The following is a 25,879-nucleotide window of genomic DNA, read 5'->3' on the forward strand; positions in this document are numbered from 1 at the left end:
TCGCTCGTCAACGCCCGCGCGCACCCGGTTTCCCGAGTGCGCGCGGGCGTTCGCGGTTCATGTCGTCGATTCGCCGGCATCCCCCGTGTCGATGAGGAGGACGCCAGAGGCGACCTCCCACATCATCGCGACCTCGTCGCCGCGATTGTGAATGCGCGCCTCCTGCCCGAGCCGCACCGCGCCCTCGCTCCCGTCGGGCAACCGCACGCTGTATCTCCGCGAGGCGCCGAGGTACGTCACATCGATGATCGTCACCGGAATCGCGTTCTGCGACTCTCCGGGAACCGTGCCGACGGGCTCGAGCCGGAGATTCTCGGGTCGGATCAGGATCGCGAGATCTTCGTGTCGCGATTGCCCGTCTGCGACGACACGATGGCCGGCGACCTCGATCGCCGTCTGGCGCTCCCCCACCGCGATCCCCTTGCCGAGCAGCACGGTCGATTCGCCGAGAAAGCGCCCGACGAAGAGTGTCTGGGGCGCCTCGTAGAGGTCTTCCGACGTGCCCACCTGCTCGAGCCTGCCGTTGTTGAAGACCGCGATGCGATCCGACATCGACAACGCCTCCTCCTGATCGTGGGTGACGTAGACGAACGTCGACCCGACCTCGCGATGGATGCGCTTGATCTCGGTCTGCAGCCATTCGCGCAGTTTCTTGTCGAGCGCGCCGAGCGGCTCGTCCATCAGCAGGACGCGCGGCTCGTAGACGAGCGCTCTCGCGAGCGCGACACGCTGTTGCTGCCCGCCTGAGAGTTCCGACGGATAGCGGTCGCCGAACTCCCCCATTCTCACCATTCCGAGCGCCGCGGCGACCTTCTCCTTCTGCTGCGCTTTGCTCAGCTTGCGTCGTTGCAGCGGATAGGCGATGTTCTCCTCGACGGTCTTATGGGGGAAAAGCGCGTAATTCTGGAACACCATGCCGATGTCGCGTTTGTGCGGCGGCAGCTTCGCGACCGGTTTGCCGTAGATGTGCAGGTGCCCCTCGGTGACGGAGGTGAACCCCGCGATCATGTTCAGCGTCGTGGTCTTCCCCGACCCCGACGGGCCGAGAAAGGTCATGAATTCGCCGGGTTCGATGACGAGGTCGATCTCGTTCACCACCGTGCTCTCGCCGTAGCGCTTCGTCACGCGATTCAGGCTGATGCCCGCCTCGCCGATCGAGTGGATCGCCGAGGTGTTCAAACCGACGGCGCGCAGCTCCTGCTCGTGCCCGTCGGGCACCGGGATCTCACTGTGGGTCATAGCGTTCACGAGACTGGTCGCTTTCTCTTCCGTGTGGCGAATTGAGCAATGAGCATCACGATCACCGACGTGAGCATGGTGATCACGGCGACAGCGGCCACCGTCGGGTCGTTGGTCTGCGTGACGCTGTTGAAGATCTTCACCGGCAGCGTCTGCAGTGAGGGGGACTGGATGAACAGGGAGAGAATCACCTCGTCGAATGAGGTGACGAAGGCGAACAGGGCGCCGGCTGTCACCCCGGGAGCGATCAACGGCAGGATGATGCTGAAGAACGTGCGCACCTTGCCCGCGCCCAGGCTCGCGGAGGCCTGTTCGAGCCGCGGGTCGAGCCCTTGCAGCGACGCCATCACGTTCGTGATGACGAGCGGCATCGAGACGATGGTGTGCGCCAGCACGAAGCCGGGCAGGGTGCCGAGCAGGTCCAGGCGCAGGAACAGCGAATAGAGGCCGACCGCGAGCACGATCCCAGGCACGATCAGCGGGAGCAGGAAGTACCCCTCGACGAGACCCTTTCCGCGGAAACGCACTTTCGAGAGGCCGAGTGCGGCGAGCACTCCCACCGCCGTCGCCACGATCATCGTGATCACCGCGACCTGGAGCGAAGAGAACAGTGCCTTCAACCAGCTCGGATCGGTGAAGAAGTTCTCATACCAGCGGGTCGAGAACCCCTTGGGCGGGAAGTTGAACGAGGAGGCCTCGTTGAACGACATGGGCACGATCACGAGTGTCGGCACGATCAGCCAGATCACGATCAGGACGGCGAACACGCCGAGAACACGCTTCGAGGTCATCAGCGGTCCACCCCCGGAAACAGGCTGCCGTGCTTGTTGAACCGCGACACGATGACGAGGATCAGAATGGTGCAGAGCAGGAGGAAGACACCGAGCGCGGTGCCCTGTCCCCACATCAGGAACACGCTGATCTGCTGCTGGATGAGCGCGGAGATCATGATCTCTTTCGACGATCCCAGCAGCGCGGGGATGATGTAGAAGCCGAGGCCGAGGATGAAGACCGTGACGCTGCCGGAAAAGATGCCCGGCCGCGAGAGCGGCAGGTACACGGTGAAGAACGCCGTGACTGGATTGGCGCCCAGGTTCGCTGCGGCCGGCAGCAGGCGCTTGTCGATCTTCGCCATCGAGGAGTAGAGCGGCAGCACCATGAACGGCAGCAGAACCTGCGACATGCCGAGGGCCACGCCGAACGTGGTGCGGATCAACGGAATCGGCCCCAATCCGAAGAGCGATTCCAGCAACCCGTTGATAGGGCCGGTATCTTGCAGCAGCACCATCCACGCGAGCGTGCGCACGAGGATGGAGGTCCAGAGCGGCATCATGATGAACAGCTGCAGCAGATTGCGCGTGCGGTCGGTCACGATGGTCATCAGGTAGGCGTAGGGGTACGCGAGGAGCAGGCACACGAAGGTCACGAGGATCGCGGTGCCGAACGTGCGCATGACGACGTTCAGGTTCGCCTCGGTCGTGAAGAGCCACTGGTAGTTCTGGATTCCCGGCACCGGGTCCGTCACTGAGCGGATGAACACGTCGACGAGCGGCGCGAGGAAGAAGAGCGTGACGATCACGAATGCCGGGACCAGCAGCAGCAGCGGGCGCCAATTTCTCGGCCCCCGCTGCTTCGGCCCATCGACATCCGCGCCGGGGGCGGCGGTCAGCGCTGCTGCGACGCCCCCGGCGACGGTGGTTTCAGTCATGATGATCAGTTACCGGTGGCCCAACCGGCCCAGGCGGCCGCGAGGGCGTCGTAATTCTCGACCCAGAAATCGACGTTGGGGGCGATCCCCGTATCGAGATGCTCGGTCGTCATCCACTCCGCCAGCTGATCGTCCACCTCGGGCTTCGCGTCGATGTTGACCCCGCCGTAGGAGGTGAGCTCGGTCATCTTGGCCTGCTGCTCCGCGCCGATCGAGTAGTTGACGGCGGCGAAGGCAGCCTGCTTGTCGGTGACGCCCTTCGGGATCCCGTTCGAATCCACCATGATCATCCATTCGTCCCACATCGGCGCGACCGGGGCTCCTGCGGCAGCCGCTCCGTATCCGCGGCCCGACCAGACGAGCCCCATGACGGCTTCACCCGCTTCGAGCTGCTGCTGAGCCTGGGCGCCCGTCGTCCATCCGATGCCGTCGTCACCGAGCTCGCGATACATGTCGAACGCGCCTTCGATGTCTTCGGGGGTGATGTTCTGCACATCCTTCCCCTGTGCCGTGAGCGCGAATTCGACGGTTTGCGGATCGACGTAGGTCGACTGGCTCACGGTGCGCTTGCCCGGATACTTCTTCGTGTCGAAGAAATCTGCCGCGCTGGTCGGAGGATCATCGCCGAATTCGTCCGTGTTGTACACGACCACGAGGCCGTACAGGATTTGAGGCACCATGCACTTGTCGGTGATCGTGCCCTCGGGGATCTTCGAGATGTCGATCTGGTCGTAGTCGTACTCCTCGTAGAGCGTTCCGCACCCGCGCGCAGTATCGAACTGGGTCGTGTTCACGATGTCCCAGCTGACGTTGCCGCTGTCGACCATGGCCTTCAACTTGCCCGCGTCGAACGCATCTTGATTGACCGTGGCTCCCGACGCCGCGGCGAACGGGTCCCAGAGCGCCTCGGTCTGACCGTCCTGGAACACACCGCCCGACCCTGCGAACGTCAAGGTGGCGCCGTCGAGCGCGCCCTCCGCGATCTCCCCCGCAACCGGAGTACCGAGGTCCCGCTCCGGCGGGGGCTCCTGGTCGGCGCCGCCGCCGCTGCACCCGATCAGTGCGAGTGCGAGGGCGGCCGTACCCGCGACGACGGCGACTCCTCGCCGCGTTCGGGCATTCTTCAGAATAGTCATTTCGTTCCTCACTTCATCGTGACGGGTCCCCGCGTCCGAAGCATGTGCTTCCGAATCGTGCGAGTCATGCACGAATCCGGGCTCGGCGGGTCTTCCCGAAGGTAGCCGCGGCGGTGCGCCGATGACGCTTGCTGTTACCCCTTCGTTACCGCGATCTCGAAGTTTCATAGCATCGTACGGATCGGCGCATCTGCATCGTACGAACCTAAGGAGTTGGCCTGATTCCGCTGCTCGACTTCGCATCTTCGAAGGCTCGATCCTACGATGGGGGAGGTACATCGCTCGCTGTTCAAGGAGGAACGCGCATGGACGTCGTCGTCATCGGAGCTGGGCTCGCCGGTCTCACCGCCGCTTGGGAGCTCGGCAAGGCCGGGCATCGGTGCACCGTGCTCGAGGCCCGAGACCGGGTCGGCGGCCGCACGTGGTCACAACGGCTCGGCAATGGCGAGATGACCGAGCGCGGCGGCGAGTACATCTTCCCCACAGAGTTCCCGATCCGCCGACTCTCGGCGGAAGTCGGGGTGCCGATCATGTCCCACAACGTGCGCTACGGCCGACGCACGGTGAATGGCCGGGTCATCACCTTCGCCGAGCTGAACGACACCGTCGCACGGGTGCAGGAGGTATTGCGCTCCATGCTCGCCGATGGCGAAGTCGGCGTATCGCTCGAGCGCGTGTTCGCGGAAACCCTGGGAACCGACTACCGGCTCGATCCGGTGTATCGGCGCACCACCACGTCAGCCGCTGCGGATCCGAGCCTCGTGAGCGCGGAGGCCGTGCTGCTCCACGAATCGTCGACCGCCAACGGGTACATCGAAGACGGCGGGCGATTCGTCGGGGGCAATCAGTCACTGTCGATCGAGCTGGCGCGCAGGCTCGGCGATCGCGTGCGGCTCGAGCATCCGATCACCGGTGTCGACCAGTCCGGGATGGGCGTGCAGGTCCACTTGAACGATGGCTCTCGCCTCGACGCCGACGCTGCCGTCATCGCGGTCCCGCTCCCGCTCCTGCGGGAGCTGGACCTCGGGTTCTCGCTGCCAGAGCAGCAGCAGCGCGCGCTCGACCACCGGTTCATGGGGGTCGCCGCGAAGCTCGGGGTGCCGCTCGCTCGCGTCGATGCAGACATCGCGTTGCAGAACGCCGATCACACCTGGTGGTCGTGGCGCTCTCTCTCCGTGGACGGTGAGCATCGCATCAATGCGCTGTCGTCCTTCGCCGGCGGGCCCGCCGCGCTCGGCGCGTTGAACGTCGCGGACGGGCCAGAGGGATGGACGCGCGCGCTGCGCGGCATGAGACCGGAGCTCGAGATCGACGGCGAGGTTCTCCTGACCACTTGGGCCGACGATCCGTGGGCGCGCGGTTCGTACTCGGCCGCGAACCTGGATTGGGAGACGGGCGACGCCCGGGTGTTCGAGCAGCCGGCCGGACGCGTCGCGATCGCGGGCGAGCACACGGGGACCGCGCAATCGCTGTCGGGCGCCGTCGCGTCAGGGTACCGAGCGGCAGAGGCGATTCTGACCGCCATGATCCCTCCGAGATGATGCCCCGGTCGCGAGCTGCTGAACGAGGGCCGGGCTCGCCCTCGCCGAGGTGCGAGCAGACGCCATGACATTCACGGTCGGGTCTCTCCTCGCGCTTCGGGCGATCGGAACGTCGTCGCTCACGCCGGGTGTCGGAGAAGATCGGCCGGTGTCATGGGCCCACGTCTGCGAGTTGGCCGACCCCTGGCGCTGGTTGGGCCCGGACACTCTCGTCATGACGACCGGCATCGCAGTTCCCGGCGGCGACGCCGAGCAGTGCGCGTACCTCGACGGCATGTACGCCGCGGGCATCGCCGCGATCGCCGTCGACGCCACGATGATGCGGGCGCCGTTCAACGCTGCGGCCCTCGCGCACGCCACCCAGATCGGCTTCCCGGTGCTCGAGACCGCGCACGACGTGCGATTCAGCATGGTCGCCCGGGTCGTCGCGAGCGCCGCCCTCGGCCTCCCCGCAGCGGATTCCAAGCAGTTCGAGCAGTTGCACGGAGCGCTCCTCCTGTCCGAGCTCTGCGATGGGACAGTGCCCTCGACGGCCGCAGCGCGTCTCCTCTCCGGCTTCGGGGTGGGAGCGCCGTTCATCTGCGCCGTTGCACAGCCGAAGGATCCGCGGGCTGCGCTCGCCGAAGCGCAGTCGCTCTTCGCCGCAGCCGAGACCGCGATGCTCGCCATCGTGCGCGATGGCCAGCTGCTCCTCCTCGTGGAGTCGGGTCCCGAACCGCGCGCGGTGCTCGAGGCCCTCGCAGAGCGCAACGGAGGGATCGGTGCGAGCGCCCGCTTCCATCTGATCGACGAGCTCCCCGTCGCCATGCAGCAGGCTCGCCGCGCGCTGATCCGCAATCACGAAGCCGGTCGGCTGCTCGCATACGCCGAGCACGACGCGACGTCGCTGTTCTTGCCGAGCGACCCCGATCAGCTCCGACGCATTGCGCGGCAGGTACTCGGTCCGCTGCGCACCTACGACGAACAGCGCGGCACGGCACTGACGCAGACGCTCAGAACATTCCTCGAGGAGAACCGAAGCTGGGTCCGCGCGTCAGAGCGGCTCTACGTGCATCGCCAGACGCTGATCGCGCGCATCTCGCGCATCGAGAAGATCATCGATCGCAATCTCTCCTCGATGGAGGACGCGGCAGAATGCTGGCTCGCGATCCAGGCAGCGATCGGGTGCGGTGATCTCGAGCCGTCCGACGACTCGATCAGCGAGCCCAGCGCCGACCTGACGTGAGCGAGAGCAGACGCGCGACCGTTACCGCTCGCAGGTGCAGAGCTGATCCTTCTCGAACCCGGCGAGCGCCTCTTCGATGTGCAGGCCGCACCCGGTCCACGTCACTTTGTTGCACGTGGAACAACGAACCGGTGAGCACATAGGACTTTCCCCTCGACGCAGGTGCATTCGCAGTTCGAACGCGCACACCATCATCGCACGGCGGCATGGCTCCAGCCCGAGAGTGGTAGCTTGAAACGGGCATGACCAGGGGAAGGGAGACGCCGCGATGGCATCATCCGAAACACACTCTCCGCGGAGGGCGCGCGCAGCCGATGCTGCGCGGAATGCGGGCGACGACGAGAAGCTGACGACCGCCGACCTGGAAACGATGATCGCCGAGGCGACGGCCTGGGCGGACGCCGACATCGACGCGAGCACACGCGCCGAGGCCCGAGCGCTGATCGAGCGAGCAAGGCGCGGTGACGAAGCGGCCATCGGCGAGCTGTCGGCGTCCTTCGGAGGCCGTCTCGCGTTCGGCACGGCGGGCCTGCGCGGGCGGATCGGCGCCGGCCCGATGCGCATGAACCGCGTCGTGGTATCGCAGACCACCGCCGGCTTCGCCGCATACCTCTGGGAAGCGGCGAAGCGACGTGCGTCCCGCGACGCGCCCTCCGTGGTGATCGGGTACGACGGTCGCATCGGCTCCGCGACGTTCGCGCGCGACGCGGCGGAGGTCATGAGCGGTGCGGGCATCTCGGCATACCTGCTCCCCGAAGCGGGCCCGACTCCGCTCACCGCCTTCGCCGTCCGGCACCTCGATGTGTCGGCGGGCATCATGATCACCGCGAGCCACAATCCCCCGCGCGACAACGGGTACAAGGTGTATCTCGGCGATGAGGACGCGGGCTCCCAGATCGCTCCTCCGACGGACGCCGCGATCGCCGCTCACATCGAACGCATCGCCGCCACCCCGGTGGGGCAGATTCCGCGTGCGCACGGGTACTCGGTGCTGGGCGGCGGTGTCGCCGACGCCTACGTGTCGGAGACGTCGGCCGCCGTGCTCGCCGGTCTGCCGGAGCGACTCGACGCCCCAGGCGTGTCCATCGGCACCGACACCGATATCCGCGTCGTCTACACCGCCATGCACGGGGTGGGGGCCGACCTCGCCCAGCGCGTCTTCCGCTCCTCAGGCCTCCCCCGAGTGATCCCGGTGCGGGAGCAGCTGCTGCCCGACGGCCACTTCCCCACCGTCGACTTCCCGAACCCAGAGGAGCCAGGCGCACTCGACCTCGCATACCGAACGGCGCGCGCCGTCGACGCCGACCTCATCGTGGCTCATGATCCCGACGCGGATCGCCTCGCCCTCGCAGCCCCGCACGATGCCGAGGCGTCGGGCTATCGGCGGCTCACGGGCAATGAGCTCGGCCTGCTGCTGGGCTGGCGCGCAGCGGAGCGGGCCGTTGCACGCGCGAAGCAGCGCCAGGTGGCCGTGAGCGGCGCCCTGGCGTGCACCATCGTCTCCTCCCCTGCGCTCCGTGCCGTCGCCGAGGCGTATGGCTTCACGTATGCGGAGACGCTCTCTGGCTTCAAATGGGTATCGCGCGTACCGGGCCTGGTCTTCGGATTCGAAGAGGCGCTCGGCTATCTCATCCATCCGGCGGTCGTGCGCGACAAGGATGGGATCTCGGCGAGCGCCGATGCCGTCGCCATGGTTCGGGAGCTCGCCTCGCAGGGACGCACGATCTGGGACCGTCTCGACGAGGCGAGCGAGCGCTTCGGTCATTTCGCGAGCGGCCAGGTGACGCTCCGGCTGCCGTCGATGCCCGCGGCCTCCGCGCTGTCGGCTCGCGTGCGGGAGGACCCGCCGCGGGAACTCGGCGCGTCGCCGGTCGTCGAGACCCGCGACCTGCTCGTGCCCGGCGCAGCCGAGGTTCCCGCCGATGTGCTTCGCTACGACCTCGCGAACGGTTCGAGGGTCATGATTCGGCCGAGCGGCACCGAGCCCAAGCTGAAGGTGTACCTCGATACGTTCAGCGACGTGGGCTCCGCCGCAGAGCGACGCGCGGCGGCAGAGCACTCCCTGGGCGACCTGGAACGCTCGGTTCGCGAGTATCTGGAGGGATTGCAGACGGGAGCGCAGTCGGCATGATCGCACGCTGGACCGAGCGCCACACGGCGGAGATGCTCCGAGCGCCCGGCCCGCATGACGATAAGTATCGGCGGGGCGTGCTCGGCATGCGCACCGGTGCCGCTCACTATCCGGGTGCCGCTGTGCTCGGTGTGAGCGCCGCGTGGCGCACCGGGGTCGGCATGGTGCGCTATGTTCCGCCCGATGACGAGTCCGCGCCACCGTACGGGCTGCCGACCGCTGCGGCGGCAGTGCTCGAGGCGCGACCCGAGACGGTGATCGGCCCGCCGGTGGGCCGGCCCTGCGATGCCTGGGTCATCGGTTCGGGTACCGATGCGACGTCGCGTTCGGTTGCAGAACTAGCCCAGTTGCGCGGCCTGCTCGCGGGCGACGCGGCCGTGGTGGTCGATGCGGGAGCACTCGACCTCGTCGTCGACGATTCGGTCCGCGCCGCGCCCCTGATCCTCACGCCCCACGGCGGCGAATTCGAGCGGCTGTGGCGATCCGTGAGGCTCGGTGGCCTGCCAGAAGGATGGGATCCGCGCGGCATCGAGCCGGGGCCCCGGGCACGAGCCGCTGCGCAGCTCGCGTCGGCAGTTCGCGCGACGGTGCTGCTGAAGGGATCGGTGACCATCTGCGCCTCCCCCGACGGCTGGGTGCGGCGCTCCGGCCCGGCCACCCCGTGGCTCGCAAGCGCGGGAACGGGTGACGTGCTCGCCGGGCTTCTCGGCGCCCTCGTGGCTGGTCGGAGCGCAGATGCGCGCTCTGATCCCGGCCTCCTGGCGCGCCTCGCGGCCACCGCAGCGGTGCTGCACGATCGCGCGGCGCGCCACGCTTCCGGTGATGAATCGGCCGATGGTTCAGGCCGCCCGGTCACAGCCCTCGAGATAGCCGCCGCGATCCCTCACGTGTTGGGGGAGCTCCTCGCTCGACAGGCCTGAGCCCTGCGTCCTCACCCGTCGCAGTCACCGGTCGCAGTCACCCCTCCGCAGTCACCCGTCGGCGATGATACGACCCGCGACGAGCGGACGAGGATCGGGAACGGTACTCCCGAGCTCGACCGCACCGCGGAGCACTTCGAGACCGCGAGCCATCCTTCCCGCATGGTCGCACCCAGCGATGAAGAGCGCATCGCCCGCGACGACCCGGTCGCCGGGGCGCACGAGCACCTCGACCCCCGCCGCATGATCGACCGGATCGCCGGGCCGAGCTCGCCCAGCGCCGAGCCGCCATGCGCCGACGCCCACCGCGCGGGCGTCCACTCGCTGCACGATCCCGTCCGAGCCTGCCCGCACGACCTCGTGCTCGTGCGCTTCGGGGAGCGTGGCCTGCGGGTCGCCGCCCTGGGCGGCCACGAGCCGCCGCCAGGAGTCCATCGCCCGCCCGTCTCGCAGTGCGGGAGCGGGATCGACGTCGGACATGCCGGCCAACGCGAGCATCTCCCCGGCCAGCGCAAGGGTGAGCTCGACGACATCATCCGGGCCTCCCCCGGCGAGCACATCGATCGACTCGCGCACCTCGTTCGCGTTGCCGACGGCGCGCCCCAGGGGCGCATCCATGTCGGTGAGCAGCGCAACCGTCTCGAGCCCGGAGTCGGCGCCCAGGTGCACCATCGTGGTCGCGAGTTCCCGCGCGTCCGAGAGCCCGGGGAGAAACGCGCCCGACCCGAACTTCACGTCGAGCACGAGCCCGCCGGCGCCCTCCGCGATCTTCTTGCTCATGATCGACGAGGCGATGAGCGGCACCGCCGCCACCGTGCCCGTGACGTCGCGCAGGGCGTACATCTTGCGATCCGCCGGGGCGAGTCCTGAACCGGCGGCGCAGATCACGCCTCCGATATCGGCGAGCATCGTGATCATCTCCTCAGTGCTGAGCGAAGCCCGCCAACCGGGAATGGACTCGAGTTTGTCGAGGGTCCCTCCGGTATGGCCGAGTCCCCGTCCCGAGAGCTGCGGCACTGCGACTCCGAGCGATGCCAGCAACGGGACGAGCGGCAACGTGATCTTGTCGCCGACGCCGCCGGTGGAGTGCTTGTCGATGGCCGGTCGCCCGAGGGCCGTGAAGTCCATTCGCTCGCCGCTCGCGATCATCGCCTCGGTCATGGCTCGAATCTCGTCACGCCCCATGCCCTGGATCACCACGGCCATGAGCAACGCACTCATCTGCTCTGGAGCGACGACGCCGCGCGTGAACGCGTCGATGAGCCAGGCGATCTCATCAGGATCGAGGGCTCGCCCGAACCGCTTGGTCGTGATGAGATCGACGACGTCGTATGGCTCCACCGCGCGCTGCTGCTCCATGTCTCCAGCGTAAACCGCTGTGCGAGAGTTCAGGGCCGGCGATCCGCCGCCGCTCCCTGGCGCGGGCTGATTCAGAGTCGGTGCCGTCGCTTACGCGCCCCGACTCTGGTGAGGAGTGCGGTGCCGAACGCGCCGATTGCGCTCATGCAGATCAGGGTCTCGGCGAATGACGCACCGGGGGCCGCGTCGGACGAGCGAGTGCGTTCCGGCACCCCTATAGCAGCATCGATCCACGCTCCGGCGATCGTCACCGCAGCCGCAGCTGGCACTGCCATCAGTCGCAGGTGCCGGGTGATCGGAGAAGCGGTGCGCATCGGTCTGCTCCAGAACGGGATCGAGGGGTGGGCCGGAGATGAGCGCTCGGCTCCCGCCCCGGGGGTCCCTGGGGTTGGGGAGACGGGAACCGAGCTCGGACATATAACGGGGAGATCGGCGGATCATGACGCTCGCTTGGAGAGAACCTCGAAAAATGTTTCACGTTCGAGATTTGCGTGAGTGCGACGCATACTAGAAGTGGGGGTTTTCCGCGAAACGGTCGCGGTGATCAGAAGGCGGCGCTCGCGCAGCTTTCATTCACAGGGGTAGCCGGATCGTGAGGAGACCCCGAATGCCAGAATCAGCGCACGCGGAGCGTTCCGACGCGGAGTTGCTCGACATCGTCAGGGCGGGCGACACGTCAGCGTTCGCGGTGCTCTGGCAGCGCCACTCTCGGGCCGGTCTCGCGGCTGCTCGCCACTTCGGAACCAGCTCTTCTGCAGAGGACATCGTCTCAGAGGCGTATCTGCGCATCCTCGAGCTCATTCTCGACGGCCGCGGCCCGCACGGGGCCTTCCGGCCGTACATGTACCGAACGGTTCGCACCATCGCCGCAGACGTCTGGCGCCGGCCGGAGGACACGAGCGACGAGCTGGAGCGCATTCCCGAGTTCGCCGAGGCCGGCCCCTGGGAAGACCACGCCTTCGACCGGAACGCGGCTGCACGAGCATTCGAGAGCCTCAATGAGCGGTGGCAGGCCGTGCTCTGGTACACCGAAGTCGAGGGAATGCCTCCGCGCGATGTCGCCAGGATTCTCGGGCTCTCAGCCAACGGCGTCTCGGCGCTCGCGAAACGGGCGCGAGAAGCGCTCCAGTCGGCATGGGTGGAGGCTCACATCGATCGCGAGCTTCGCGATGCAGCATGCGGCACCACGCTCGATCATCTGCAGCGATACCAGCGCGGAAAGCTCACCGCAGCGGCGAGCCAGGCCGTGTCGACTCACCTCGACACGTGCGAGAGCTGCGCAGGTGTCGCCGCAGAGTACTCCGTCCTCAATCGTCAGCTGGCTCTCGTACTCGTCGGCGTCCTGCTCGGAGGGGGCCCGACGCTCGGCTTCCTGAGCGGTGTGGGCGGGACGGCACCCGCCACTGCGGCTGGGTTGGCCGCGGATTCCGCACGGGGCCCCGCAGGGAGCATCCCGCACGGCGCGACTGGCGGGGCGTCGCCAGTCACTCCTGCCGGCGGCGGCTCCGGGTCTGGCGCTGGCGCAGCGGGTACTGCGGCCGGCGGCATCCTGAGCGGCCTTTCGGGCACCCTGCTGATCGCCGCGGCCACTGCGGCTGCGATCGTCATCGGCGGCGGAGCGCTCTTCCTGTCGCAGTCCGACGCGCCGAGCACGCCCGCGCTCGCTTCCGAACCGACGAGTGGAGCGGACGGAGCGGGATCGGACGGCGACGGCGAAGACGGATCGGAGCCGGGAACCGGGGACGGCGCCGACCGGTCGAGCAGCGAGTCGGCGGAGGGCGACGCCGGCGCGATGCTCGAGGACCGGTCGAACGACGAGGGCGCAGCAGACACCGAGGCGAACGGTTCGCCGGTCCTCGAAGCGACGCCGGCCGGCACCGATGCCCCTCCGAGCCAGGGACCCGATGCCGACGCGACACCGGGCATCGATGTGGGCCCGGGGGCCGAACCGCAGCCGTCTCCGGAGCCGAACCCGCGGCCCGATCCGGCCCCTGAGCCGCAACCTGAGCCCGGCCCCGATCCCGATCCCGATCCAGATCCAGATCCAGATCCCGATCCCGATCCGGAGGAGACGGGCGATCCGTCGCTGACTCCGTTCGAGCCCCGCTGGGCGCGGTGCGGCGATGGGCGCGTCTACATCGAGGGTCGCTCAGCGCTGCACGGCGCACTCGTGTTCGCGCGCGTGATCGATCATGGGCAGACGAATGAGCACCCTGAGCAGATGCAGGTCCTCGGCGATGCGCGGTGGTACACGAGCACGCCGATCCCTCTGCGAGCACCATCGGTCGGAGACCCCACCGCGGCGATCATCGAGATCCAGCTGCGCCTCGCCGACGGGCGAGCGTCTCCGTGGACGCTGTTCCCGCTCGAAGCGAGCAACGAGCTCAGCGGTGCCCCGGCGTACTGCGCGACTCAGTGAACTGATCGTTCGGGAGACCGAGTTCCGGATTGATCCCCGTCACGATCCAGGACGATGTCAGCAGCAGCGTGCGGCAGATGAGATTGAACCAGAGCAGGAGGCCGGCGAACACCGCGAAGGTGGCGAGGAGGGGATTGCTCGTGGCGCCGCCGATGAGCACGCCGCCCAGCGCTTTGAGTCCGAGCATCACGAGGGCGCCGAGGCCGCAGCCGACGATGAGGCGCCACCGCGGCACTCGGACCTCGGCGAGGTAGCGATGCATGGCGACCAGCAGCACGAGATCGAACACATAGACCGCGGCATATCTCAGAACGGTGCCGAGCGTACCCACGAACCAGTTCGCATGATCCGCACCGATCCACGAGAGGAACTGATCGGCCACATTGGAGCTGAGCACGGTGAGCGCCGCTGATACGAGGATCGCGGCGAAGAAGATGATCGCGAGCACGAAGTCCCGCAGTTTCAGCAGTACGGGGTTCCGATAGAGACGCACCTCGAGTCCGAACATGATGCGGATCGACCGGCGCGTGCCCGTGAACCAGTTCAGCGCGACCCACACGAGCACCAACCCCGCGATGCCGCTCGACCAGTCGAAGGCGCGTGCGCTCATCAGCTCGTCGATCGAGACGGCTCCTCCGCTCCCGACGAGCCCGGGAATGAAGAGGTTGATCTGGGCGACCAGCGTTTCGAGCAGTTCCGGTCGGCCCCGCAGCACGATCCCGAAGATGCCGAAGCCCAACCAGAGCGCCGCGAAGACGGCGAAGAGGGCCTGGTAGCTCATGCCTCCGGAGAGCACGATTCCGCCGACGTCGGAGAAGTGCATGTACGTGCGCACGGGTCGCAGCTGCTGGGCCCATCGCCATCGCCGTCTGCCGCGTTCGACGACCTCGGAAACGCGCGTCGCCCCGGAGTCCTCCACTCGTGTGGAGGAACTCCGGGGCGACGTCATTCAGCCACTGTAACCGAGGAGCGAACCTCGGCGTGCCCTACGCGGTCTTCCCGGTGCGGATCGCGGCCTTGACCTCGGCGATGGCCTTGGTGACCTGGATGCCGCGCGGGCACGCATCGGTGCAGTTGAAGGTCGTGCGGCAGCGCCAGACGCCCTCGGTGTCGTTCAGGATGTCGAGTCGCACCTCCGCGTTCTCGTCGCGCGAATCGAAGATGAACCGGTGGGCGTTGACGATGGCGGCGGGGCCGAAGTACTGCCCATCCGTCCAGAACACGGGGCAGCTCGTCGTGCACGCCGCGCAGAGGATGCACTTCGTGGTGTCGTCGAAGCGCTCGCGGTCCTCGATGGTCTGGAGACGCTCCTTGCCGCCCTCGGGAGCCGAACCCGAGACGAGGAACGGCTGCACTTCGCGGTAGGCCGCGAAGAACGGCTCCATGTCGACGATGAGGTCCTTCTCGAGCGGGAGCCCCTTGATGGCCTCGACGTAGATCGGCTTCGAGATGTCGAGGTCCTTGATCAGTGTCTTGCAGGCGAGACGGTTGCGGCCGTTGATCCGCATCGCGTCGGACCCGCAGATGCCGTGCGCGCACGACCGGCGGAACGAGAGCGTGCCGTCCTGATCCCACTTGATGCGGTGCAGAGCGTCGAGGATTCGATCCGTCGGGTACATCTCGACGTCGAAGTCCTCCCAGAACGCCTCGCGACCCGATTCGGGGTCGAATCGGCGGATCAGCAGGGTCACCGTGAAGGGCTTCGGTGCTTCCGGAGCTTCGGCGGTGGGAGCTTCAGCAGTTGCAATGCTCATGACCTAGTACTTCCTCTCCAGCGGCGGGTAGCGCAACTCGCCCTGCTCGTTCTTGGTGACGACGACCGGCTTCCAGTCCAGGCGGATGTGATCCTCTGGGTCCGCCGAGTGGGGATCTCCGGAGAGATACGCCATGGTGTGCTGCATGTAGTTCTCGTCATCGCGGTTCGGATAGTCGTCGCGCATGTGCCCGCCACGGCTCTCCTTGCGGTTGCGGGCCGTGTACGTGAGCACCTCCGCCAGGTCGAGCAGGAACCCCAGCTCGATCGCTTCGAGGAGATCCGTGTTGTACCGCTTGCCGCGATCCTGGACTCCGACGTTGATGTACCGCAGGCGCAGGTCGTTGATCACGCCGAGCACCTCGGTGAGCGACTCCTCGGTGCGGAACACCTGAGCACCGCGGTCCATGGCCTCTTGCAGCTCGCGGCGCAGATCGGCGACGCGCTCGGTGCCCGTGCCGTTGCGGAAGCCCTCGACCATCTCGCGCACCATCTTCGCCGGATCCTCGGGAAGCGGGACGAAATCGACGGTCTGCGCGTAGTCGGCCGCATTGTTGCCGGAGCGCTTGCCGAACACGTTGATGTCGAGCAGCGAGTTGGTGCCGAGGCGGTTCGAGCCGTGCACCGAGACGCAGGCGCACTCGCCCGCGGCGTAGAGGCCGGGAACGACCGTGGTGTTGTCGGAGAGCACCTCCGCGTCGTTGTTCGTCGGGATGCCGCCCATCGCGTAGTGCGCGGTCGGGAACACGGGGACGGGCTCCGTCACCGGGTCGACGCCCAGGTAGGTGCGCGCGAATTCCGTGATGTCGGGGAGCTTCGTCTCCAGCACCTCCGCACCGAGGTGCGTGCAGTCGAGATAGACGTAGTCCTTGTGCGGGCCAGCGCCGCGTCCGTCGAGCACCTCTTGGACCATCGAGCGGGCCACGATGTCTCGCGGCGCCAGGTCCTTGATGGTGGGGGCGTAGCGCTCCATGAAGCGCTCGCCCGACGCGTTGCGGAGGATCGCGCCCTCGCCTCGCGCTCCCTCCGTGAGGAGGATCCCGAGGCCTGCGAGGCCCGTCGGGTGGAACTGGTAGAACTCCATGTCCTCGAGCGGCAGACCCTGCCTCCAGACGATCCCGACGCCGTCACCGGTGAGGGTGTGAGCGTTCGAGGTCGTCTTGAAGATCTTGCCGAACCCGCCGGTCGCGAACACGATCGACTTCGCCTGGAAGACGTGCAGGTCGCCCGTCGAGAGCTCGTACGCCACAACGCCGGAAGGCTTGCGCACGCCGTCGACCTCGGTCATCACCAGATCGAGCACGTAGTACTCGTTGAAGAAGTTGACGCCGAGCTTCACGCAGTTCTGGAACAGCGTCTGCAGGATCATGTGGCCCGTGCGGTCCGCGGCGTAGCACGCACGGCGCACCGCCGCCTTGCCGTGATCGCGCGTGTGGCCGCCGAAGCGGCGCTGGTCGATCTTGCCCTCCGGGGTGCGGTTGAAGGGCAGACCCATGTTCTCCAGGTCGATGACCGCGTCGATGGCTTCGCGGGCCAGGATCTCGGCCGCGTCCTGATCGACGAGGTAGTCGCCGCCCTTGACCGTGTCGAAGGTGTGCCACTCCCAGTTGTCTTCCTCGACGTTCGCGAGCGCCGCGGCCATACCGCCCTGCGCCGCGCCCGTGTGGGAGCGCGTGGGGTAGAGCTTCGTGATCACGGCGGTCTTGGCCTTCGGCCCCGCCTCGATCGCGGCGCGCATGCCCGCGCCACCTGCGCCGACGATGACGACATCGAACTGGTGATAAATGACGCCGTCCTTGACGGTGACGTCTTCGCCCTGGTGGGTGTCTGTGGTCACGTGAATCCTATTCTTCGTTTCGAAATCCGTTGCTGCGCGCGGGGGCTACGGCGTCGGGCAGAACGACGCGACGAGCGCCGGGTCCGCTCCCGCGGGGCAGGGGTCGAGGGTGTAGATCACGAAGGTGCCGAGCAGGATGAGCAGGGCGGCCGACAGGAACAGCGCGACCTTGAAACCCTGGGCGAGACGCGGACGGGTCACGTAGTCGTTCACGATGGTGCGCATGCCGTTCGCGCCGTGGATCAGCGCCAGCCAGAGGAGCAGGGTGTCCCACACCTTCCAGAACGGCTGCGAGAGCTTGCCGCCCACGAAACCGAAGTCGATGGCGTGCACGCCGTCGCCGATCATGAGGTTCGAGAAGAGGTGGCCGAACACGAGCACGATCAGCAGCACGCCCGAAACGCGCATGTAGACCCAGCCCCACTTCTCCCAGTTGGTGCGCTTCTTCGCCGGCGTCTTCGCGCGCGGAGCATCAATCGTCAATGACATGTCTGTTCTCCTCGCGCTCAGTGACCGAATACGTTCATCAGGTGGCGGGGCAGGAAGCCGGCCATGGTGACCGCCCAGAGCCCCATCACGACCCAGAACATGGTGCGCTGGTACTTGGCACCCTTGCTCCAGTAGTCGACGAGGATGATGCGGATGCCGTTGTAGGCGTGGAAGACGATCGCCGCGACGAGCACGGCCTCGCCGAGGCCCATCACCGGCGTCTTGTAGGTGCTCATGACGGCGTTGTACGCCTCTGGGCTGACCCGCACGAGGGCGGTGTCGAGCACGTGCACGAGCAGGAAGAAGAAGATGGAGACACCCGTGATGCGGTGCAGCACCCAGGACCACATTCCCTCGTTACCGCGGTAGAGGGTGCCGCCAGGGCGGACCTTCTTCCTCGCCACCGGTGCGGCTGCTGCCGTTTGGGCTGACACGGGCTTCCTCCTTCGTCGGGCTTCGCCGAGAGTCACCCGGCGGCTGACATAGCCATCTCGCCATGTGCGGGAACCCCCGTCACCAAGCATGGCTGAGAATCCACTGCGGAACCATTATGACACCTTTCGTGAGCGCTCCTGCACGCGCCCGATGGCCGGGAGACGCCTGTGCTCGTCTGATGATGCAGCCTCGTGTCGCAGTCGTCCGCTGCAGAGACGAGACGGAGCCGGGCGCGCTTCGCACGCCCGGCTCCGTGGTTCGCACCGCGAACGATGATTCACGCGCCTCAGACGAGCGCGGGAACCGCCGCTCGCTCGATGACCTGCGCCAGATCCCTGCGATCCTCCGGGGTGAGCTCCTGCAGCGGTGGGCGCACGGGTCCTCCGGTCCGACCCACGGCATCGAGACCGGCCTTGACGATCGACACCGCGTATCCGGGAACGCGGTTGCGCACGTCGAGATACGGGTGGACGAAGTCGCGCAGCGCTGCGAAGACGGATGCGTGGTCGCGACGGCGCACGGCGTTGTAGAAGTCGATGGCGAAGTCCGGGACGAAGTTGAACATCGCCGACGAATAGGTCGTGACGCCGAGCTCCAGGTACGGCAGGGCGAATGTCTCTGCTGTGGGCAGCCCGCCGACGTAGGTGAGCCGATCGCCCAGAGTCGAGTAGATCTGGGTCATCTGCTCGATCGATCCGACGCCGTCTTTGAAGCCGATGAAGTTCGGCAGCCGATCCGCGAGGTGCACGAGGGTCTCGGCGGAGTACTGGGCGTTCGCGCGGTGGTAGACGATGACGCCCAGCGTGGTGGCCCGGCACACGGCCTCCACGTATGCCGCGAGACCTTCCTGCCCGGCTTCGGTCAGGTAGGGCGGGAACAGCAGGATGCCGTCTCCGCCTGCCGCTTCGACGGCCCGCGCCTGCTCGACTGCCGCGCGCACCGAGCCACCCGCCGGGCCGAGCACCGCGGTGCGGCCTCCGACCTGCTGCACGGCGGCGGAGACGATGCGTGAGACTTCGTCGAGCGTGAGCGAGAAGTACTCACCCGTTCCGCCTGCGGCGAAGAGCCCGGCGACCGGGTAGGCGCTCAACCATTCGATGTGCTCGCGGTAGGTCGCCTCGGCGAACTCCTGCTCCGCGTCGAAGTGGGTGACCGGGAATGAGAGCAGTCCGGATCCGATCTGACTCGCGAGTGCAGCGGGTTCCAAATTGGGCACGACGTTCAACCTCCGGGGAATGTGGGTAACGCACCGTCGCAGCGGGCGATCAGGATGCTGGGGATCCGATGCCTTCACGCTAGGTTGGAGAATAGATACCTGTCCAACATCCGTTATGGATCATTTCATGCACGGAAGGTATGGTGATCGGTACGGCGGTCGGGCCGGGGTGAGCGAAGGAGAGCACGTGTCGTACACGCTTGATCAGGTGCGCGCCTTGGTGGCCGTCGCCGAGGAACTGCACTTCGGCAGAGCCGCCGAACGGCTCCAGATGACCCAGCCGCCGCTCAGCAGGCAGATCCAGCGCCTGGAGGCGATCGTCGGCGTGCAACTGCTGCGCCGGAGCAACCGCCGCGTCGAGCTGACCGACGCCGGTCGCGCGTTCCTCGATGAGGCCCGCCGCATCCTGGCCATCGCCGACGGGGCCCCGCAGATCGCGCGCACGGTCGCTGCGGGGCTCTCGGGCGTCGTCCGCATCGGGTTCACCGCGTCGAGCGCGTTCACGCTGCTCGGCCCCCTGCTCGCGCGCCTCTCCCACGCGCTTCCCGACGTGACCATCGAATTGCAGGAGATGGTCACCACCCACCAGCTCGACGCGCTCACGAAGAGCGAGATCGACGTCGCGATCGGTCGACCGCCCTTCGACCCCGCCCATTTCGGTTCGAGGCGCATCCATCGCGAGCGGCTGCTCGTCGCACTGCCGGAGGGCCATCTCCTGTCGCGCCGCACGAGTCCCATCGGAGTCGAGGACCTGGCGAACGAGGACATCATCATGCACTCGCCCGTCGAGGCGCGCTACTTCTACGACATCGCGACGCGCATGATGCCGATCTCCCGGTGGAAGCACCGGTTCACGGTCAGTCAGGTGTCGACGATGGTCGCCCTGGTCGGCGCAGGCACCGGTGTGGCCCTGGTTCCGGAATCCGCGGCCACGCTCGGCATCGCCGGCGTCACCTACGCGCCGCTCGTCACGAGCGAACCGCGGCCCATCGAACTGCACGCCGTCTGGCGCGAGGACGACACCCGGCCCCTGACCCGGCGAATCGTCCACGAGCTCCGCGAGGCGGCTGAGGCCCAGTAGCCCTCGGAGTCCTACTGCTCGCGCAGCGTCAGGTTGTAGGTGCGGTCGCGCCCGATGTACCAGAGGTCCTCCGTGCCGATCGCATGGCGGTCGTAGCGCCACGGGATCTCGGCCGCGCCGTACGAGCCCTCGCGCAAGACGAACCGGTATCCCGGTCGCAGCTCGTTCGCGAACGACTCCTGCTTGCCCATGAGGTGGCCGACGTTGCGCTTGCTGTACTCGACGTCGAAGTCGACCTCGTCGCCGAGCAGACCGATCTCCTGCATCCTCGGCCGCACCGTCGCGAGGTGCTCGAGGGTCCTCGCGTGGACGTCCTCGCAGATCACGCCCGGGCGCAACTGCGGAATGATGACTTCGCGCACCGCGTGCGTCAGGATCTCGTAGGCCTCCCGGCCCTCGGGAGTGCGCAGCACCGAACGCGCCATGTCGCTCGTCGCGACCACCACGCCGTCGATCACGACCTTCACGCCGGCGTCGAGCTGGATGCACGTGGTGGATGCGTCGAGCGGGAACTCCGTCGGCGGACCGGGGAAGAGCATGCGCTGCGACGAGTGCAGGTTGGTGAAGTAGGGCTCGATGCCGAATGGAATGCGCTGCTCGTTGCGGAAGCGGTCGAGATACTCCAGGTAGCGGGCGTAGAGCACGTTCTCGGTGAAGGTCTCGCCAGCATCGAGGTGCTCGTGGGCCCAGGCGACCGTCTGCTCGATCGCCGTGGTCGAGGCGCGGGCGGCGATGACCTGGAACGGCAGGTCTTCGGCGTCGCGCTCATCGCGCCACGAGCCGAGCGCCCGGGAGGCGGAGACCAGCACGGAGCCGGCATCGGTGAGGCGGATGCCGAGCGCGCACTGCTCCCACTGCTCCTCGAAGGCGATCCGGGGGCCGGTCGCGACCGCCGAAATGGCCTCGGCCGCCGAATCGTAGGCGCCAGCGGGCGTTCCCGCGATCCCGCGCAGCTGCTGCTCCGCGATCACGAATACGCGCCCGTCGGCCCACAGCGCGACGGTTCCCGGTTGCCAGACCGTACCCGTGACCTCCGAGTAGTTCGGAGCCGAAGACAGCAGGATCGCGTCGACCCCCAGCTGGTCCGCGACGTCGGACAGCGCGGAGAACCTGGTGTCGGCATCGGCCGAGAGCTCGCGTTCCAGGCCGACGAGGTGCCCGACCTCCGAGATGAGCCGCTCGGCGACGGGAATTCCTGCAGCGCGCCAACCCGCGAATCGGGCGAGCACCGCCGCCTGCTCGACCTCGTACACGTGCACCGGTCGCGCTCCGGGCAGGTCGACGCGCACGTCGACCTCACCGCTGAGCTTGAGGTAGTGCGTATACGGAGCACGGGGATCGAGGTCGACCGGCCGTTCTCCCACGAGCTCCTTGACGAGAGCCGGAAGACTCGCGGCAGCCGGGAAGTCGGCGACCGGCCGGGGATCGATCGTGACCCAGGGCTCGTAGAAGCGGATCCGCTCGGGGTCGACGCCGCCGCCGGTCACGATGTTGCCCTGCTCCTGCTGACGGGCGAGCATCAACTCGGTGCCGGCGTCCTCGAAGATGAGCGGCGTGACGAACGGGAACGAGTCGAGGCGAATCGCAGAGAACAGGAGGCGATCGTTCGGGACGAAACCGTAGCGCTCGGTGACTGCCTGCGGGTCGCAGATGATTCTTGCCATAGTGCGTATCTTCCTAACTGCTTCGTGATTGTCGGTCAGCTGATTCCGGCTTCGACGCCGAGAAGCCCCTCGACCTGCGCGACGAGTTCCGCGAACCCGTCGGCGTATCGTGTGTCTTTGGTGCGGGGCCTCGCCAGGTCGACCTTGATGTCGGCGATGATGCGGCCGGGCCGATCCCCGACGACGAGCACGCGATCCGCGAGCCACACCGCCTCTGGGATGCTGTGGGTGACGAACAGCACACTGCGCTTCGTCTCCTGCCAGATGCGCTGCAGCTCGAAGTTCATCTGGTCGCGCGTCATGGCGTCGAGCGCACCGAAGGGCTCGTCCATGAGCAGGATCTCGGGGTGCGAGACCAGGGCTCGGCAGATCGAGACGCGCTGCTGCATGCCGCCGCTCAGCTCGTACGAGTAGTTCTTCGCCTTGTCGCCGAGACCCACGAGCTCGAGCAGTTCGAGCGCGTGCGCCTTCGCCTCCTTGTTGGAGCGCTTGCGGAACTCCATCGGCAGCAGCACGTTGGCGAGATTGTTGCGCCATGGGAGCAGGGTGGGGCTCTGGAAGACCATCGCGATGTCGCGCAGGGCCTCCTTCACTCCGCGTCCGCGCACGAGCACCTCCCCCTCCGTGTTCTCGAGGAGCCCGGAGATGATCTTGAGCAGCGTGGTCTTGCCGCCGCCCGACTGGCCCACGATGGAGACGAACTCGCCCGGGGCGATGTCGAAATCGCAGCCGCGCAGTACGGTATTGCTCGCGCCGCCCCTGGCGGTGTAGGTCATCCCCACGTCTCGGACGCTGATGACCGGCTCGGTGATCGTCATGATCGGTGTCCTTTCCGCCACCCGCTCACGCGGTCGGCGCCTCGATCTGCTCGTCAGGTCCGAAGGGCTCGAGGAATTCGTTCGTGTAGATGTCGGCGGGCGAGACGTCGTCGGGATTCTCGAGTCCGAGGTACTCCGCGGCGAGATCGATCTGCTTCTGCACCCCCGCATCGCTCATGGTGCCGAACCCGTTCTCCGTGTTCTCGTCGTCCCACATCAGATCGCACTGGCCCGAGATCGCGTCGGCGACGGCGGCCTCGTCGAAGCCCGGCACCTTCGCGTCGAACGACTTCGCGGTCTCCTCCTGGTTCTGGCATGCCCAGGCGAACCCTCGCTGCGTCGCTCGGTTGAAACGCTCGACGAGCTCCGGGTTCTCGTCGATGGTCTGGTCTGAGGTGATGACGCCGTTGCCGTAGTAGAGCAGCCCGAGATCGGCCCAGTTGAGGATCACCGGGTCGTAGCCCTCCGCGATGAGCGTCGGCCCGTCGGAGACGGAGAGCGCGAGGTTCGCATCCCACTGGCCTGCGATGAGGCCCGGGATCTTCGCCTCCCCGGCCGCCGAGACGATCTCGACGTCGCCCTCGCTCCACCCGAGCTTGTCGAGCACCGCTGGCCACATCGCGACCATGGCACCGTTGCCCTCGGTCGCGACGGTCTTTCCTTTGAGATCGTCCCAGTCCGAGATTCCGGAATCGGGCAGCGCCAGCGCGGCGTAGGCCGACTTGCCCTGCACCAGGTTGATCTGGCGGATCGATGCGCCCTGGGCCCGATTCAGGATGGAGACGTTGTAGTCGGCCCATCCGAAGTCGACGCGGCCGGTGTCGACGGAGGCCACTGTGTTCGCCGATCCCGAGCCCGGCATGATCTCGACCTCGATGCCCTCGGCCTCGTAGAACCCGGCATCCACTGCGGCGTAGAAGGGGGCGTGCTTCGGGAGTACGGCGACGTCGAGCATGAAGTTGACCTGGTCGGTGCCGCTGTCGCCGGCTGCGCCGGAACCGGCGCAGCCGGTCACGAGGAGCGCGGTGGCGGCGATCATTGCCGCGACCGTTGATTTCTGTGCGCGCATGTGCGGGCTTCCTTTCTAGAGCGGAGATGCTGCGGAGCGGTGCGGATCGAAGGCGCTACTTGACGTGATTGCGCCACGGCAGCAGTCGAGCCGCGATCACGGTGATGAGATAGAAGAGCAGGAGCGAGATGGCGGCGAGCACCATGAACGCGGCGAACATCGTGGCGAGATCGCTCTGCGCGTTCGCTCGGAGGATCACCTGGCCGAGTCCGTCGGTGCCGGCGATGAACTCGCCGACCACGGCGCCGCCGACCGCGAGGGAGATGGAGATCTTGGCACCGGAGAAGATCGACGGGAGCGCGTACCAGAACTCGATCTTCCGCATGCGCATCCAGGCGCTCGCGTTGTTGATGCGCGCGAGCTCCTTCAGCTCGTTCGGCACGGCCGAGAGCCCGTCGAAGGTGTTGATGACGAGTGGGAAGAAGGCGATCGCCATCGCGACGAATGCTTTCGACTCGAACCCGAATCCGAACCAGACGATGAACAGCGGCGCGAGCGCCACCTTGGGGATGGTGTCCACTGCGATGAGCGCCGGATACAAGAAGTGGCGCACCGCCGGGATGTAGAAGAGCGTCGCTCCGCAGAGCACCCCGAGCCCCGTGCCGAGCGCGAAGCCGGCGAGCGCCTCGGTCACGGTCACCCAGGCGTGGTGGGCGAAGTAGTCGGGCTGGGCGAAGAGCTTCTCGAACGCGGCGATGGGCCCGACGAGCAGGTAGGTCGGTATCTGGAAGACGCGAACGATGAGTTCCCAGATGGCGAGGATCGCGAGCATGCCGATGGCCGCCTTGACGGCTTTGTCGACCCCGCTGGGCAGGACGCGCTTGCGCGCGGCCGGGGCGATGGAGATGGTCTCTGTGAGACTCGAGGGAGCGGCGATGCTCTGCTGATCCCTGACCGACGTGTGCTTCGAAGTATCGATGTTCATGGCCTTCCCAATTTCGACGTGTGGCGACCAGCTCTGGGCGAGTCGTTTCGGAAGCGCATCCACTCTCGACGAGTCCTCGACGATGAGGCGGACGAAGCATGACCATCAGTATTGAAGCCGTTCAAGATACCTGTCTAACACTCTTTCAGCATCCATTAAGTCCCTGGAGGCATCGACCAGGCAGTGATTGGGAATTTCTGCCGACAATACCAATACCGCATCGCTCCAGCTAAAAACGATACTGGACGCGACACAATGCCCAGGGTTTCACTGGCAGAGGACGCATGTTCCGCCCCAGCCCGCGCCGACGCGTCGGCGCACCGGTACTGCACCAATCCACTCCATCCGCTCCCCGAGGAACAGGAGCTCAGTGATGAGCGCATCGCCCACTCACCCCACCACCCCCGAGCAGCGCCTCACCGCCCTCGGGCATCGGCTGCCGCAGGTCGCAGCCGGCTCGTATTCGTACGACCCCGTACTCGTGCGGAACGACACCGTCTACGTGTCGGGTCAGATCCCCAAACGCGACGGCGGGGTCGCGTTCACCGGGGCCGTGCGATCGGGAGAGGACGCCGCACGCGGTCGACAGGCTGCGGAACTGTGTGCGCTCAACGCGCTCGCCCAGATCGAGCAGTCCGTCGGGCTCGACCGCGTCGCGCAACTGCTGAAGCTGCAGGTGTACGTCGCGAGCGGCGACGACTTCGACGACCAGCCGGCCGTCGCCGAGGGGGCGTCGCAGCTCCTCCGAGCGGTACTCGGTGAAGCCGGCCGCCACGCGCGAACCGCGCTCGGCGTGCCCCGGCTGCCCAAGAACGCCACCGTGGAGATCGATCTCACCGCGGCGCTCCACCCCACCGGTGACTGAGCGCGAGCCCGTCCGTCGGCGCCGGGTGTCCCGCTCAGGCACCGCCGAA

At 67.2% G+C, this 25,879-nt stretch carries 23 protein-coding genes; 7 read left to right on the top strand and 16 right to left on the bottom strand.

Translation table 11 applies throughout. The features are described from left to right. Positions 1 to 57 precede the first annotated feature (57 nt). From JE033_RS06380 to JE033_RS06395, 4 genes are read right to left on the bottom strand one after another with little or no spacing between them, the layout of a single operon-like run. Positions 58 to 1,239, bottom strand: a complete 1,182-nt coding sequence (locus JE033_RS06380) for an ABC transporter ATP-binding protein (protein ID WP_090146566.1) — start codon at positions 1,237 to 1,239, stop codon at positions 58 to 60. A gap of 5 nt (positions 1,240 to 1,244) precedes the next feature. After that, entirely contained in the window at positions 1,245 to 2,030 is a 786-nt protein-coding gene (locus tag JE033_RS06385) for an ABC transporter permease (RefSeq protein WP_200330193.1), read from the bottom strand. Beyond that, positions 2,030 to 2,947, bottom strand: a complete 918-nt coding sequence (locus tag JE033_RS06390; protein WP_090146563.1) for an ABC transporter permease — start codon at positions 2,945 to 2,947, stop codon at positions 2,030 to 2,032. Before JE033_RS06390 ends, JE033_RS06385 begins: the two co-directional genes overlap by 1 nt. 5 nt (positions 2,948 to 2,952) lie before the next feature. After that, positions 2,953 to 4,083, bottom strand: coding sequence for an extracellular solute-binding protein (locus tag JE033_RS06395; protein ID WP_090146561.1), 1,131 nt, complete (start codon positions 4,081 to 4,083; stop codon positions 2,953 to 2,955). Between the two features lie 305 nt (positions 4,084 to 4,388). On the opposite strand from JE033_RS06395, the gene JE033_RS06400 reads away from it, so the two are divergent. The 4 genes from JE033_RS06400 to JE033_RS06415 all read left to right on the top strand — a co-directional run bounded on the left by JE033_RS06400 (position 4,389) and on the right by JE033_RS06415 (position 9,900). Further along, positions 4,389 to 5,624, top strand: a complete 1,236-nt coding sequence (locus JE033_RS06400; protein ID WP_200330195.1) for an NAD(P)/FAD-dependent oxidoreductase — start codon at positions 4,389 to 4,391, stop codon at positions 5,622 to 5,624. A 64-nt stretch (positions 5,625 to 5,688) separates the two neighbouring features. Further along, complete coding sequence (locus tag JE033_RS06405) at positions 5,689 to 6,849, top strand: PucR family transcriptional regulator (RefSeq protein ID WP_200330197.1); 1,161 nt, start codon at positions 5,689 to 5,691, stop codon at positions 6,847 to 6,849. A 370-nt stretch (positions 6,850 to 7,219) separates the two neighbouring features. Next, positions 7,220 to 8,980 (top strand): phospho-sugar mutase, encoded by a 1,761-nt coding sequence (locus tag JE033_RS06410; protein WP_200331071.1) that lies wholly within the window; start codon positions 7,220 to 7,222, stop codon positions 8,978 to 8,980. Then, a complete protein-coding gene (locus JE033_RS06415) occupies positions 8,977 to 9,900 on the top strand; it encodes an ADP/ATP-dependent (S)-NAD(P)H-hydrate dehydratase (RefSeq protein ID WP_200330199.1) in 924 nt (307 codons plus the stop codon). The genes JE033_RS06410 and JE033_RS06415 overlap by 4 nt, the downstream gene beginning before the upstream one ends. Positions 9,901 to 9,951: 51 nt before the next feature. Here the strand turns inward: JE033_RS06415 and JE033_RS06420 are convergent, their stop codons facing one another. Both JE033_RS06420 and JE033_RS06425 read right to left on the bottom strand, forming a co-directional pair. Continuing rightward, entirely contained in the window at positions 9,952 to 11,259 is a 1,308-nt protein-coding gene (locus tag JE033_RS06420) for a thymidine phosphorylase (RefSeq protein ID WP_200330201.1), read from the bottom strand. 71 nt (positions 11,260 to 11,330) lie between these two features. Further along, positions 11,331 to 11,573 (bottom strand): hypothetical protein, encoded by a 243-nt coding sequence (locus JE033_RS06425; RefSeq protein ID WP_200330203.1) that lies wholly within the window; start codon positions 11,571 to 11,573, stop codon positions 11,331 to 11,333. A gap of 293 nt (positions 11,574 to 11,866) precedes the next feature. Here JE033_RS06425 and JE033_RS06430 point away from each other — a divergent pair, with 293 nt between their 5' ends. Further along, positions 11,867 to 13,678 carry a sigma-70 family RNA polymerase sigma factor gene (locus JE033_RS06430; RefSeq protein ID WP_200330205.1) on the top strand — a complete coding sequence of 604 codons (1,812 nt, stop codon included), beginning with the start codon at positions 11,867 to 11,869 and terminating at the stop codon, positions 13,676 to 13,678. On the opposite strand, the gene JE033_RS06435 is transcribed toward JE033_RS06430, so the two are convergent. The 6 genes from JE033_RS06435 to kdgD all read right to left on the bottom strand — a co-directional run bounded on the left by JE033_RS06435 (position 13,644) and on the right by kdgD (position 19,408). After that, complete coding sequence (locus JE033_RS06435; RefSeq protein WP_200330206.1) at positions 13,644 to 14,627, bottom strand: YihY/virulence factor BrkB family protein; 984 nt, start codon at positions 14,625 to 14,627, stop codon at positions 13,644 to 13,646. The two genes, JE033_RS06430 and JE033_RS06435, sit on opposite strands and share 35 nt — an antisense overlap. Before the next feature lie 37 nt (positions 14,628 to 14,664). Then, positions 14,665 to 15,432 (bottom strand): succinate dehydrogenase iron-sulfur subunit, encoded by a 768-nt coding sequence (locus tag JE033_RS06440; RefSeq protein WP_090146545.1) that lies wholly within the window; start codon positions 15,430 to 15,432, stop codon positions 14,665 to 14,667. Positions 15,433 to 15,435: 3 nt separating this feature from the next. Next, positions 15,436 to 17,268 (bottom strand): succinate dehydrogenase flavoprotein subunit, encoded by a 1,833-nt coding sequence (gene sdhA, locus JE033_RS06445; RefSeq protein ID WP_200330208.1) that lies wholly within the window; start codon positions 17,266 to 17,268, stop codon positions 15,436 to 15,438. Between the two features lie 45 nt (positions 17,269 to 17,313). Beyond that, entirely contained in the window at positions 17,314 to 17,757 is a 444-nt protein-coding gene (locus JE033_RS06450) for a succinate dehydrogenase hydrophobic membrane anchor subunit (RefSeq protein WP_090146540.1), read from the bottom strand. 17 nt (positions 17,758 to 17,774) lie between these two features. Beyond that, positions 17,775 to 18,191 carry a succinate dehydrogenase, cytochrome b556 subunit gene (gene sdhC, locus JE033_RS06455; RefSeq protein WP_336662772.1) on the bottom strand — a complete coding sequence of 139 codons (417 nt, stop codon included), beginning with the start codon at positions 18,189 to 18,191 and terminating at the stop codon, positions 17,775 to 17,777. Between the two features lie 287 nt (positions 18,192 to 18,478). After that, positions 18,479 to 19,408 (bottom strand): 5-dehydro-4-deoxyglucarate dehydratase, encoded by a 930-nt coding sequence (gene kdgD, locus JE033_RS06460; protein ID WP_200330210.1) that lies wholly within the window; start codon positions 19,406 to 19,408, stop codon positions 18,479 to 18,481. Between the two features lie 187 nt (positions 19,409 to 19,595). Between kdgD and JE033_RS06465 the strand changes: the two genes are divergently transcribed. Then, positions 19,596 to 20,489, top strand: coding sequence for a LysR family transcriptional regulator (locus JE033_RS06465; protein WP_200330213.1), 894 nt, complete (start codon positions 19,596 to 19,598; stop codon positions 20,487 to 20,489). A gap of 11 nt (positions 20,490 to 20,500) precedes the next feature. Here JE033_RS06465 and JE033_RS06470 read toward each other — a convergent pair whose 3' ends face one another. The 4 genes from JE033_RS06470 to JE033_RS06485 are packed head-to-tail and all read right to left on the bottom strand — an operon-like array spanning position 20,501 to position 24,965. Further along, a complete protein-coding gene (locus tag JE033_RS06470; protein WP_090146533.1) occupies positions 20,501 to 22,153 on the bottom strand; it encodes a M24 family metallopeptidase in 1,653 nt (550 codons plus the stop codon). 35 nt (positions 22,154 to 22,188) lie between these two features. Next, on the bottom strand, positions 22,189 to 22,971 hold the full coding sequence (locus JE033_RS06475) for an ABC transporter ATP-binding protein (protein ID WP_200330215.1): 783 nt from the start codon (positions 22,969 to 22,971) through the stop codon (positions 22,189 to 22,191). Between the two features lie 25 nt (positions 22,972 to 22,996). Continuing rightward, complete coding sequence (locus tag JE033_RS06480; protein ID WP_200330217.1) at positions 22,997 to 24,040, bottom strand: ABC transporter substrate-binding protein; 1,044 nt, start codon at positions 24,038 to 24,040, stop codon at positions 22,997 to 22,999. A 55-nt stretch (positions 24,041 to 24,095) separates the two neighbouring features. Continuing rightward, entirely contained in the window at positions 24,096 to 24,965 is an 870-nt protein-coding gene (locus JE033_RS06485; RefSeq protein WP_176698266.1) for an ABC transporter permease, read from the bottom strand. A gap of 373 nt (positions 24,966 to 25,338) precedes the next feature. Here JE033_RS06485 and JE033_RS06490 point away from each other — a divergent pair, with 373 nt between their 5' ends. Further along, positions 25,339 to 25,830: a RidA family protein gene (locus JE033_RS06490; protein ID WP_200330219.1), complete on the top strand. Its 492-nt coding sequence runs from the start codon at positions 25,339 to 25,341 to the stop codon at positions 25,828 to 25,830. The last annotated feature ends 49 nt before the right edge of the window (positions 25,831 to 25,879 follow it).

The organism is Leucobacter sp. L43 (assembly GCF_016597785.1).
In the GTDB taxonomy this organism is placed as follows: domain Bacteria; phylum Actinomycetota; class Actinomycetes; order Actinomycetales; family Microbacteriaceae; genus Leucobacter; species Leucobacter alluvii.

Coding starts and splice junctions, on each gene's coding strand:
- JE033_RS06430 (WP_200330205.1), top strand. CDS start 11,867: ATGCCAGAATCAGCGCACGCGGAGCGTTCCGACGCGGAGTTGCTCGAC.
- JE033_RS06450 (WP_090146540.1), bottom strand. CDS start 17,757: ATGTCATTGACGATTGATGCTCCGCGCGCGAAGACGCCGGCGAAGAAG.
- JE033_RS06425 (WP_200330203.1), bottom strand. CDS start 11,573: ATGCGCACCGCTTCTCCGATCACCCGGCACCTGCGACTGATGGCAGTG.
- JE033_RS06485 (WP_176698266.1), bottom strand. CDS start 24,965: ATGAACATCGATACTTCGAAGCACACGTCGGTCAGGGATCAGCAGAGC.
- JE033_RS06475 (WP_200330215.1), bottom strand. CDS start 22,971: ATGACGATCACCGAGCCGGTCATCAGCGTCCGAGACGTGGGGATGACC.
- JE033_RS06410 (WP_200331071.1), top strand. CDS start 7,220: ATGATCGCCGAGGCGACGGCCTGGGCGGACGCCGACATCGACGCGAGC.
- JE033_RS06380 (WP_090146566.1), bottom strand. CDS start 1,239: ATGACCCACAGTGAGATCCCGGTGCCCGACGGGCACGAGCAGGAGCTG.
- JE033_RS06480 (WP_200330217.1), bottom strand. CDS start 24,040: ATGCGCGCACAGAAATCAACGGTCGCGGCAATGATCGCCGCCACCGCG.
- JE033_RS06435 (WP_200330206.1), bottom strand. CDS start 14,627: ATGACGTCGCCCCGGAGTTCCTCCACACGAGTGGAGGACTCCGGGGCG.
- JE033_RS06415 (WP_200330199.1), top strand. CDS start 8,977: ATGATCGCACGCTGGACCGAGCGCCACACGGCGGAGATGCTCCGAGCG.
- JE033_RS06440 (WP_090146545.1), bottom strand. CDS start 15,432: ATGAGCATTGCAACTGCTGAAGCTCCCACCGCCGAAGCTCCGGAAGCA.
- JE033_RS06390 (WP_090146563.1), bottom strand. CDS start 2,947: ATGACTGAAACCACCGTCGCCGGGGGCGTCGCAGCAGCGCTGACCGCC.
- JE033_RS06490 (WP_200330219.1), top strand. CDS start 25,339: ATGAGCGCATCGCCCACTCACCCCACCACCCCCGAGCAGCGCCTCACC.
- JE033_RS06470 (WP_090146533.1), bottom strand. CDS start 22,153: ATGGCAAGAATCATCTGCGACCCGCAGGCAGTCACCGAGCGCTACGGT.
- JE033_RS06420 (WP_200330201.1), bottom strand. CDS start 11,259: ATGGAGCAGCAGCGCGCGGTGGAGCCATACGACGTCGTCGATCTCATC.
- JE033_RS06385 (WP_200330193.1), bottom strand. CDS start 2,030: ATGACCTCGAAGCGTGTTCTCGGCGTGTTCGCCGTCCTGATCGTGATC.
- JE033_RS06405 (WP_200330197.1), top strand. CDS start 5,689: ATGACATTCACGGTCGGGTCTCTCCTCGCGCTTCGGGCGATCGGAACG.
- JE033_RS06400 (WP_200330195.1), top strand. CDS start 4,389: ATGGACGTCGTCGTCATCGGAGCTGGGCTCGCCGGTCTCACCGCCGCT.
- JE033_RS06395 (WP_090146561.1), bottom strand. CDS start 4,083: ATGACTATTCTGAAGAATGCCCGAACGCGGCGAGGAGTCGCCGTCGTC.